Origin of the sequence: Pseudoalteromonas sp. S3785 (assembly GCF_005887365.1) — a bacterium.
Classification (GTDB): Bacteria; Pseudomonadota; Gammaproteobacteria; order Enterobacterales; family Alteromonadaceae; genus Pseudoalteromonas.
Genome location: NZ_PNCT01000005.1, coordinates 142,108 through 153,551, shown reverse-complemented (window position 1 = coordinate 153,551; position 11,444 = coordinate 142,108). Strand labels below are relative to the sequence as shown.

Below are 11,444 nucleotides of genomic sequence, written 5' to 3'. Positions count from 1 at the left end.
CAAGATTTGACCCCAATGGTTGTACTGACCCCAATGGTTGTAACTGACCCCAATGGTTGTAACTGGCCGTGGTGATGTTTCACGAGCCAAGCTCGTAAAAGAAGTAAAGCAAGGCCTACATCCTGATACACACGTTTATAAACGTGATGGTGTCGAGTATGCACGCAACAGCCCAAATCACGATAGGCCTGACAATATCAATGATTAAACAACTATAGCTGAAAAGGGATTCGGCTAGTTTATTAGTTATTTCTCAAAATTGGTAAAAATGCTTTTTTAATAATGATTTAGAAACACAGACTTTACTACACCCCAGTTTTATTCCTGCAAAACTTTTGTAGTAGGCATCTCGGACTTTATCAGAAACAACAATCTCTAGGGTCTGCGGTTCAATTGATATTAAAAATCTGTCAAATAATCTATGAATATCAACTCGTAGGCATAAACCATTTTGCAACACATTAGACTGCTGACCTTTATAAGGAATGATATGCGCAGCTTCCAGTAGAGCCTGTTCTTCACTGCCAGAAATCGCACATTTCAAATAGAAATTATCCAGAATAAGTGCCCTAAATCCTTGTTGACCAACCCTAGTTACTTGACTTTTGGTAACTCTACTTCTGTTATCTTCAGATAACGCATCTAAATCCAACAGCTCTTTTTGAGCGGATTTGTTTAAACTTTCATGTTCATAAAGCTCATCATCTATCTCGTCAAAATCGAAATCCAAGTCAAGAATTTGAGGGTGTTCTAGAAAAGCTTTCCAGTGCTTCTTTTGGTTATCAATTTTATTGGCATAACGAATAATTGCTAAAGCTTCACACGCTGCCGAAACTGAATTAAAGGAGTAATCCCTGTCTTCCCATAAACTTATAATTCGCCTAAGAGGTAACTGAACTAGTTGCGAGCGACTATATTTTTTTCTATCAAATGGATTAATAGTTTTAATCGATTTTAAGCTTTCTTTGTTATCTTCATGAACAAAGTTATTACCTTTCAACTTACTTTCTAAATCAACAATAGATTCATGATTTAAGTAACTTTTCCACCCTTTATAACTATCAACATTACCATCATTAACATCCATCAGAGCAAGTACTTCTGCTGCGGCTTCTTTTGTGCCACATAATTGATGCCTGTGTAGCCAAACTTGTGAAATTTCATCGAGACTAAGTTCACTTACATCCTCTGGGTCAAAAACAAACAGATGAAGTGGTAACTCATCTCTTTGACTAATTGAGTCGGGATCTTTTTTCTGAAGCTTATCTACCTCGTAAGTGTATGTATGCGATGTTATAAGCGAAGCATCACTGTCTATTTCGAATGAACCACTCAGATATGAATCAAAGCTATCCTTAGCTAGAAGATACCGCTCTACATTAAACTTAGGACCATAACTTTTCGTTTCAAGCTTTTTGCTAGCTAACTTTCTATTACTTTTTTTCTTACTTATTTCATAGTTATTTTTAGCGCGTTCAAAGTCTAATGAACTTAAAAATTCAGTCATAGAGTCAATGGCATATGTATTTTCATAAGCTATACGAAATGCTTTCTTTTCAGCTTTACTTAGCTTAATTTTGCTCTTAGCAAAACACTGAAAGGCTTCATTGATTGCTTTACCTTTTGAATGGAGCGCTAAAACTTCCTGTTTTATTTTTAAAGAAAAATGATCCACTTTTTACCTTCAACTTAGCTCTAAGCCGCTCTATTCTTCTTAAAATTCTCAGCTTGTTCGAATATCTCTTTATAAACTTCATCACGATCAACGGGTGGGTAGCCAAATTTAGCTAACAACATGATCAGGTCTACTTTTAGTTCAGCTTTTATATCGTCACGTTGGCTCCAGTCAGTGTACTTTGCTTTGTCATCAACAACATCTTTAACTGCTTTAGCTAAGTCTAGAAGTTTGTCTTCTGGGTATTGGAAATCATATTTAATCGCCAATGCCATTAAAATATCGTAAAAAGCTTTTTCTTCTAGGTTTATACCCATATCGGTGAACGACCCCATTTCAGACTTGAGATCTTGATACATATTGATAATCTCATCAGAAAAGTCTTCAAGCACTTCACTGACTAATACATCCTCTTCTTTGCGTTCGTTATATCTATCAACTAGTGATTTAAAGCGAGCAGAAAAATCGACAGCTTTGAGCTTGTTTACTTGTTTAAACTCGCCAATTGCCTTTGCCAACATCTGCTGAAGTAGCTTTATTTTGGTATTGGGAAGCTTAATTTTTTCAATTTTTGCCAAATAATCATCATCGAAGATATCAACGCCATCTTCGCCTTGCCCTAGCTTGAAGATCTCTTCTACTCCGTCACTTTTGAGTGCGTCAGAAATCATTTCTCGTACCTTGGCATTCATTTGTGCAGTATCAGGCGCATTACCTTTTGTGAGCTTGTAAACAATAGAACGAACAGCTAAGTAAAAGTGAATGGTGTCACGCTCTTTCTGCGATAGTTTTTCACTACCACAGCACACGTCATAAGCGGTTTTCAATCGCTTTACTAATGCCATAAAACGGTGTTCAAGTTTTTGCGTTTGTAACACAAACTCAGCGGCATTATTGAGGCAATTAAGTTGAGCAACAGGCTGCCCGGTGAAGTATGGCGACTCATCGAAGTGATGCATGAGTTTGCCCAATAAATCTAAATGGTCTTTAACAACAATAATTGATTGAGCAATGTCCTCAAAATTCGTTTCATCCATTTTTGAATACATTGCTAACGCTTTATTCATCTGCGTTTTTATGCCGATATAGTCAACAACCAGACCTTTGTCTTTCCCTTCAAACTTACGATTAACACGCGATATAGTTTGAATTAAGTTGTGACGTTGGATTGGTTTGTCGATATAAATAGTATCGAGGAATGGCACATCAAAGCCTGTTAGCCACATATCGACAACAATGGCGATTTTGAAGTTCGACTTTTCATTTTTGAATTGGCGATCTAACTCTTTACGATACTCTTTAGTACCTAGCAAATCCCACAATTCTTTAGGGTCATCCTTGCCACGAGTCATCACCATTTTGACTCGTTCCATTGGTTTAATTTTTTTGCGCTCTTGCTCTGTTAGCTCTACGCCAGCTTCGCATTCAAGTATTTCAAACCAATCTGGGCGGAGACCTTTTAATTCTTGATAAAATGAATAAGCAACCTCTCGTGCAGAGCTTACAAACATTGCTTTACCTTTTATGGTAGAGCCTTCCTCAATGCGAGATTCATAGTGAGCAACAAAGTCTTTGGCTAACGTGCTAATACGATCTGGATCGCCCAAAATAGCAGTCATATTAGCTGAAGCTTTTTTACTTTCTTCAATCTGATGCTCATTACTGCCTTCATCAGCACACTGCTGATAATAAGCTTCTATTTCTTCTAATTTGGCGTTATCTAAAATGACTTTAGCCGCTCTACCCTCATAAACGATTCTAACAGTGATCTCATCTTTCACTGATTCAGTCATGGTGTAGGCATCAACAACTTGACCAAACACATCAAGCGTGGCATCAACAGGTGTTCCAGTGAAACCTACAAATGTCGCATTAGGTAATGAGTCATGGAGGTATTTGGCGAACCCGTAAGTTTTCTTAACACCCTTTTCCGTCACTCTCACTTTCTGATCTAGGTTAGTTTGACTACGGTGCGCTTCATCAGAGATACAAATAACATTGCTTCTATCGGTTAGCAATTTGGTATCTTCTGTGAATTTATGAATAGTCGTTAAGAACACACCACCACTATTGCGGCCTTGAAGCAGTTCGCGTAAGTGATCTCTGCTTTCAACGGCTACGACCGTTTGATCACCAATATATGATTTTGCATTAGAGAATTGTTGTGATAGCTGATCATCCAGGTCAGTACGGTCGGTAATTAACACAATAGTTGGGCTCTCAAACTCAACGCTTTTCATCAACAGTCGTGATAAAAACTGCATGGTAAAACTCTTACCACAACCAGTTGCGCCAAAGTATGTACCACCTTTCCCATCACCTTCAGGCTTTCTGGCAAGCTTAATATTGTGGTGAAGCTTTCTAGCCGCATAATACTGCGGGTAGCGGCAGACGATTTTGACTTCAGCTTTTGATGAGTCAGGGAAATATATAAAGTTGCGAATTACATCCCGCAGGCGAGCTTTATTAAATAACCCCTGCAACATAGTGTGCAGCGAATTGATTCCATCTTTTTCTATCGATTCATTGCCCGTTACCTTGCGCCATGCATAAAAAAACTCATAAGGTGCATAAAGGCCACCCATTTTATTGTTTACGCCATCACTGATGACACAAAAGGCGTTGTAAACGAATAAGGCAGGAATATCCCTGCGATAGCGAGTATTTAACTGAACATAAGCATCATGAATTGAAGCTTCTTCTTCACGAATGGCACTCTTAAACTCGAAAACCACTAATGGCAAACCATTGATATACAAAATGCCATCAGGGATGCGTTTTTCGCCATCAGCGCCTTCTATCTCCAACTGGTTAACTATTTTGTATATATTCGCGTCATTAAAGCTAGTTGGTTGATTTTCATATTCCGCTGAAGGCTCTGCAACTTTGGGTAGTTCTGGTGCTAATTCCTTTACTAAGTCAGGTAAAAGCTTTTGAACAACGTTGGAGTAATCGACTAATTGGATATAGAGATCTTTTTGCGAATGATGCTCTCCATTCGCTGAAGGCTCTCGTTTTAACAAAAAGCCATCACTTAACCATTTACAGAAGGTTTTATTACTGTCGTACAGATCACTAGCTGGTAATGACTCGATCTGTTTAATTATTGAATCAATCTCACCAGCAGTAATATTGTCTGCTTTGTATTTTTCAGCTAAAAAATCTCGTAGATCATCTTTAATTAAGACTTCAGTACTACTTCGGGTAAGTTCATAACCGGGAACATAAGGAAAACCTTGCTCTCCAAGCAGTTCAATAATTGCAGCTTCTAATTGTGCTTCTGTAAATTTCATATTACTCCCTGCTAATTATTACGCTCGAAATTTACCAATTAAATTTGGCTTGTCATATGATACCGAGTCCGACATAAATTCCTTAGCTACGCTAGAAACCTTAGCAATTAGCTTTTTATCGGTAGTGAAGAATCCTAAAGGTATATGGACAGGACTAATATTTGGTAAAGCTAGGTGGTAACTCACTGCTGCAAATTCGCCTTCTAAAACTAGGACTTCAACGTTACCATCGAATAAACCGTTTCTGATGCCCTCACAAAATTCCAAATTACCTAACTTGTGCCTCCATATTTTACCAGCATGACTTTCGATATTAGGATGTTCGTCACAAGGTAAGTAAAGCTTCAAATCATAAATTTTACTTTTGCTTTTGTTACTATAGTTAACAAAAGCTACCTTAGCGCTATTAAACCCTTCACTCATGCCCCAGTATCGTGTGTTTGCACCATACCAAGTTAACTCTTTCGCTTTTTGGTTTTTTTTAAGAGACTTGAGTTGCTTTAAGTAGTTCTCAATCACATTCAAGGGTTGTTTACTGTAAAGAGGCCCTAATAAAAGCTGATATGGTTTACCATACGAGCCTGCCGCCATTTCAGAGAGCATGCTTCGAAAATCTATACTAGTATCAGTAACAAAACGTGATACCGACATATCAGCTAAAGCATCCCATGCCGACTTAATACTATCAAGGTTGTTACACAACCGAAAGTTATCTGTTTCATTTGAAATTTCTTGGCTCAAAGCTTCGTCATTAATGTATTGCTGGCGAAGATCTAACGGTTTAAGGTGGTTGTCTAAATCTATCTCAAATTTACGTTTAATTCTGTGGGCGATAGTTTTTTTTCTAGAAACCTTATCAACAGAGTAAAGACTCGGCAACGTATTGTCATGAATCTTGAATCCTGCTAATTCATTATTTTGAACAAGTTGCTGAAAGTGTTTAGTGAACATAGCTCTTGCATGTTGCTCACTTAGGCTCTGTATTTCGTGATTTACTTTTAAGCGAATGGCTGTATGCCAATTGTCATGTTGGTTTTTAACTTTATTGAAACCCGCTAGCTCAAAAGAGACAAAATCAGTTTTAGTCTGTGGTTTTTCAACCATAGGTTTATCATCTAGCGATGAAAAATAACTTTTTGCTAGAGGTGTTAAGAACAACTTTCCATCATCAGAATATGCTATCTCACCTTTACTAATTGGCTCTTCAATTGCAGCCGCCAGTTCTCGTTGGTTAAAACCAAAAAATGAAGACAATTCAAACTTTGAAAATGGCGAAATATAAAGCGTTTTAAGTAAAAACTCTTTAACGAATGGAAATCCCTGTTTGCTTAAATATGAGAAGTCAATTTTAAATGTCTCTGTAGGTACAATGTAGTCTACTTCATTAAATTCAATCATTGTTTTTTCCATATCCCTTATACCGCCTTCTTAAACTTCTCGGTTTTTGCATCAACAAAGCGGTATAAGCTTTCATTGGCATTTTCTTCCATATAGTTAATCACTTTTCCAAATGGAAGCTGACTATTTTTCCCTTGCCACATTCTCTTATCACCCACAATCACTAACCTGTCCATTGCTCTAGAAAGAGCAACATTTATTCTGTTAGGCAAGTACATAAAACCTGATGATTGCTGTTGGTCTGATCGAGTAACAGACAGAATAATAATTCTATTCTCTTTACCCTGATAACTATCTACAGTGTCAATATTAAGCAGCTTAATGAGTTCATCAGAAAAGCCAGACTGTTTTACTCTTCTTCTTAAATATCTTTTCTGCTCTGCATACATACATATGATACCAATAGCAGCCTCACTTTCTTTTACTTGCTCGAACAATGAGTTTAAAAAGCTCTTGTTTTCATCCACTTGTTTGAGAACATCAATAATGGCTTCAGCCTCTTTTTCATTGTAAATGTTATACCTTGAGCCTTTTTCTTGGTGTTTAGCTTGTTTACCTAAATGTGAGGTATCAATCCACGTTGTAAATGCTGTCATCTCATCTGGTATGTCATCATAAATATTGGGTATTTTTCGATCTCCATTTTCAAGTTCACCATCGTAAAAACATTTTGATACGAGAGAACCAATAGCCGGTGCCATTCGATATTGCACAAGAAGTTTGGCTCCCACTTGCTTACCATAATCACTTTCAAATGCCCGAGCAAAATCACTTGCAATTAACCCATCAATTTCATTTGAAGATGGAATACCCAAATGTCTCGCCAATGCTTTTTTGTGAGGATCAGTATAAAGAGGTGGTAATTGTTTATGATCACCGACTAAAAGAATACGTTTACCTACTTGCATTGCAATAGCAAGTTCACTGGCAATAGAACGAGCGGCTTCATCAATTATCACCCAATCATACTGATTGCTTGCGAGATCAATATTCCAATTACCTATACCAACACAAGTACCAGCAACCAATTGCTTTGAACGCGCAAAAAACTCATCCATATTGGCATTGCCAGATTGCATAACCCTTATCATGTCTTTAGACAACTTGACTAATCGTTGAACTGAATTAGAAATATTCGTCTCAATAGCAAATTCGTGGTTTAAATTTTTAATTAAACAATCTTTTATTTCATTTAAGTTATCGTGCCAATCTTTGTTGATTAGGATACTTTGAGGAAGTCTGCTATTGATAAGCGATTTTCGTTCACCAAGTTGCTTCTTTATCGCTTTTTTCTGTTTAGCTTCAAGGCTTTCATCATCAAGTTCTTTCAAGGCATTTTCTTGTTCTGCTATTAAAGAAAGAAGTTGTTTATCTAACGCTAGAAATGCTTCCAAATATTCATTTGGCGCTTTTAATGACTTAGCAAGGCTCAGTACCCTATATTTTAATTGAGTTTCAAATTGCTCTACTTTCTGACTTACAATATTGTCTGAGTATACGTCATGTAACGAGTTAGAAATTGTAGATTCACTACGACTAAAGCGAACAACATCAAGGCTTGTATTTAAACGACTACAATGCTTTCTAATACGTTCTGCAGCGGTATTCACAGCTTCATGAGACTGGCTTACAAGTAGGATTCGTTCTGCACCTTGTTTTTCAATCAAGTAATGAACAAACGCCGCAATAAATTCAGTCTTACCTGTACCGGGTGGGCCTTGAAGCATTGAAAGAGGACCAAACCTTAAAAGCTTTTGAAAAGCAATTCGTTGTTTTTCATTTAGCGATTTTACAACCTTACCTTTGCTATCTTTTATGTCATAACAAGCAAAGTCACTATCAGTTACGGTTAAGCTGTAATCAGTTGGTGCTAAATTACAGTTAGGTTCAAAATAGTCAGACAGGTTTTCAACAACAGAATCTTGTTCCAGAATGCGTGTTAAAGCGTTCTTACGCTTATTAAAAGATGCCTTATCTGCTTTACTGCGGAAGAAAATAATATCACTCTCTTGCAAACGAAAAGCTCTGCTGGCGAATCGTGATAATTGCACCCTATTTAAACCAGACGCAGATAAATTAACTTCCCCTATAAAGTAGTCTTCTTCACCATCAACAATAATCGCTTCAACCTGATCTTTAGCTGTGAATCCATCAAGCGGGTCTCTGTCTGCTTCATAGAGTAATATAAGCGTATCTTTATTATCTTTGTGTGTTCGTGGTTCACCTGTAAGTTCAACATAAGGATGCGATTCAGTCTCTGTTTTAAGAATTGCTTGCCACAGCTCACTGGTAGATATTGGTTTAACACTTGTTTCAGTTTCAACTGCCGGCTCTTGAGGCTCGGATACTATTGTTTTAACTTTATGTTGTTTTAACTGGAACTGTTTAACAGCATTTTCGAAACTATAAAACTGACGAATACGCCTGTTAATGTTGTCTAGGTTGCTCGCTCTACCTTGATTGATGCAAATGCCAAATGGTAGCTCAAGAACCGCATTTTCTATGTCTCTACGAGAAACCTCACTTTTATCACTTTTGATAGGGCGTAAACCATGTTCGAATTCAAAGCGGGTATCATCGAAGAAAAGCTTTTGAACGCCCCCTAACCCTGAAAAAACAACAACTAAACCATAACCTTTGGTACGATTTTCTTCAATTGAAACATACAGCTTACCGTTATCAGGATATATAGTAACCGACTCAAAATTTTCTCTATTACTTCCAATTTCAATATCGATTATTTCAACAGTTGGCGTAGTTGATTTATCAGGGTTTAACACAGCATCTTTAAAGCGAGTTAATTCTTTAAAACCAAAATCAACATCTTCAAGCTCATGGATTATAGCTAGGCTTATAGCTTCAAAATTATCGCTTTGGGTGCCCCATTCAATTTCTAATAACTCCGCAATGATCTTCATTACCGCATAGTTATCTCGTTCAAACGCAGACCTATTATCAGCATCTATAGGACTATATTCTGTATTTAGTAACTCTTTCGAGTCGTGGTGAAAGTCTATGGCATCAATAATGTAAACATTACCTTGTTTATCAACGATGACGTTTTCTGGTTTTAAATCACCATGTGCAAAGCCTAACGAATGCATATGTTCAACATGAGCAATTAGACTATTTACAATACCGTTTCTTCTATTGCGCATCCTGTAAGGATCTAAGACTTCGCCTTCAATCCATTCAGAAACCAAATAAAGAGAGCTATCCCGTGCGGTAATTCCATAATCAACAATTGTGGGTAAAAAGCTGAAACTTAGGCTCTGAAGTTTTTCTACTCGTTCTAAAAACGATAGTGTACGTAAACCAAGACCAGCGTTAATATCGGTAGGATTGATACTGTTCCATACTTTTACTATGCCGGCGTCAGACTTATAAACCTCTTTTACATCTGATTCAGATATGAATTCAACTTCTGGGTACAGCCTAGAAATTTTAGTTGCTTTAACAAAGCGCTCTAACTCTTTACTAGAAAAGCTAAATTCTGCTTCTTTGCTGGGCGCATGCTCAACTAATGCATCAAGCAATTCACCTGCATTAGCAAATGTTTTACCTTCATACGCCTTTAACAGTGTTTCTCCATACCATTCATCACATTGTGCTAATTTTTCAGAAATTGTTTCCTCAAGGTTTGGAGTTAAGCGTACAGCTCCCAAAATAGCCCATGCGATAATTGCTAAACGAACAACATCATAATGATATGGTGATGCATAAGTTGAATCTTGGTTGTAGACCGACAACTCATCTCTAATATCACCAACGGTTTCTTTTTTACGTGCAAATGCAGAAATAAAATTTGAAAGAGCAACACGTTGCCCTGTGCTAAGCCAAATACTGTGATTACCAATATCTCGGTGAGCGAGTTGCAATTGATGCAAATCCGCAAAACGAGCTATTAATACTCGAACTAAGTTGACTCTATCATCAAGAGATAAATTTTCACCATAAGTGACAATAAAGTCATTAAGGCGCTCATGGCCATAAGGAAGCTCAACAACCTCATTATATTGAGAGGTTATTTTTTCCTCGCTTGGTATGGTTAACGAAGAAACACAATGCTCATAAAGTTCTCTATTTTCTCGTTTTATCTTCGTTAATACTTCACGTTCACGAGAAACTATCTTTTTTCGACCGTCAGGTGTTTTGGCATCGTGATTTAAAAGGTTATCAAAATCCCAGCTTCGTATAATGGCATGATCGTTTTTGTCAGCTTCACTCTGTGCCAAGAACTCTTTATACACATTATTCGGATGCTCAAAAATTTGCTCTTGGCCTAACCAACCCTCAACAGATAGCGGCATAGCCTCGACTTTCGTATCATTTAGCAGTAAACCTCTTTCTAAGAGAGGAATGTCATAAAGCAGGACTTTAGCATCTGGATGTGGTGTAAAACGTTTATTGAATTGCCCTTCGTTTGAGCACAGTTTACAAAAATCATCAAGCGACAAAGTATTAGCTAAATCTTTTTTGGGCAACTTAGAAAAGTCGCTGTTACCACTCATCACAACTACAAAATGAATATGAGGAATACGGCCTTCGTTTTTAAATTTACCCGCAAATGGCTTGAGTAAATTCTTCAACAAAAACTCTTTATTACGAGTGATTTCTACAGGAGATTTACCTCGGTCTTCATCTCCCCAATACCATTTACCATTGCTTGACGTAACGGGTTTACCATTCCAATGCTTAAGCTCAACAATAAGTATGTTGCAGTGAGTAACTATTAATAAATCTATTTCGCCTTGCTTGTTTTTATTAATAAACCGAAAACCTGCGTATCCTTTCCAACCTTCATTAAAAGGTTTTTTTAACGCTTGCAGTGTTTCAAATCCTTGTCCTTTATTTGCACCTTTTTGTCTTTGTGCATTTGAATTGCTCAGCACATTTTGAATTTTTTTTATAGCATCTATTTCGTGGCGCTCTAGGCCACCTTCCCAATATTTGATATCCATATATTTTCTTATTTTTTATTTCATTTTTATAACATTATAAGTTACTTACTATTTTTGTGGCTTATCTTATTTAAACTTAAGCCAAGAACTTTTTAAACACTCTATAGCTGAGCTTCT

4 protein-coding genes are annotated in these 11,444 nt (G+C 37.1%); all 4 read right to left on the bottom strand.

Annotated features, from left to right (window positions below; all coding sequences use genetic code 11):
• Positions 1-253: 253 nt before the first annotated feature.
• From CWC17_RS02165 to CWC17_RS02150, 4 genes are read right to left on the bottom strand one after another with little or no spacing between them, the layout of a single operon-like run.
• Complete coding sequence (locus CWC17_RS02165; protein WP_138611971.1) at positions 254-1,675, bottom strand: HNH endonuclease; 1,422 nt, start codon at positions 1,673-1,675, stop codon at positions 254-256.
• Positions 1,676-1,695: 20 nt separating this feature from the next.
• The gene (locus tag CWC17_RS02160; protein WP_138611970.1) at positions 1,696-4,968 is read right to left on the bottom strand and encodes a type I restriction endonuclease subunit R; all 3,273 of its coding nucleotides are present in this window, start codon (positions 4,966-4,968) and stop codon (positions 1,696-1,698) included.
• A gap of 18 nt (positions 4,969-4,986) precedes the next feature.
• Positions 4,987-6,378 carry a hypothetical protein gene (locus CWC17_RS02155; RefSeq protein ID WP_138611969.1) on the bottom strand — a complete coding sequence of 464 codons (1,392 nt, stop codon included), beginning with the start codon at positions 6,376-6,378 and terminating at the stop codon, positions 4,987-4,989.
• A 5-nt stretch (positions 6,379-6,383) separates the two neighbouring features.
• The gene (locus CWC17_RS02150; RefSeq protein WP_138611968.1) at positions 6,384-11,327 is read right to left on the bottom strand and encodes an AAA domain-containing protein; all 4,944 of its coding nucleotides are present in this window, start codon (positions 11,325-11,327) and stop codon (positions 6,384-6,386) included.
• Between the last annotated feature and the right edge of the window lie 117 nt (positions 11,328-11,444).

Bases quoted from the DNA above. Each gene is read 5' to 3' on its own strand.
- CWC17_RS02160 (WP_138611970.1), bottom strand. From the start codon at position 4,968: ATGAAATTTACAGAAGCACAATTAGAAGCTGCAATTATTGAACTGCTT.
- CWC17_RS02150 (WP_138611968.1), bottom strand. From the start codon at position 11,327: ATGGATATCAAATATTGGGAAGGTGGCCTAGAGCGCCACGAAATAGAT.
- CWC17_RS02155 (WP_138611969.1), bottom strand. From the start codon at position 6,378: ATGGAAAAAACAATGATTGAATTTAATGAAGTAGACTACATTGTACCT.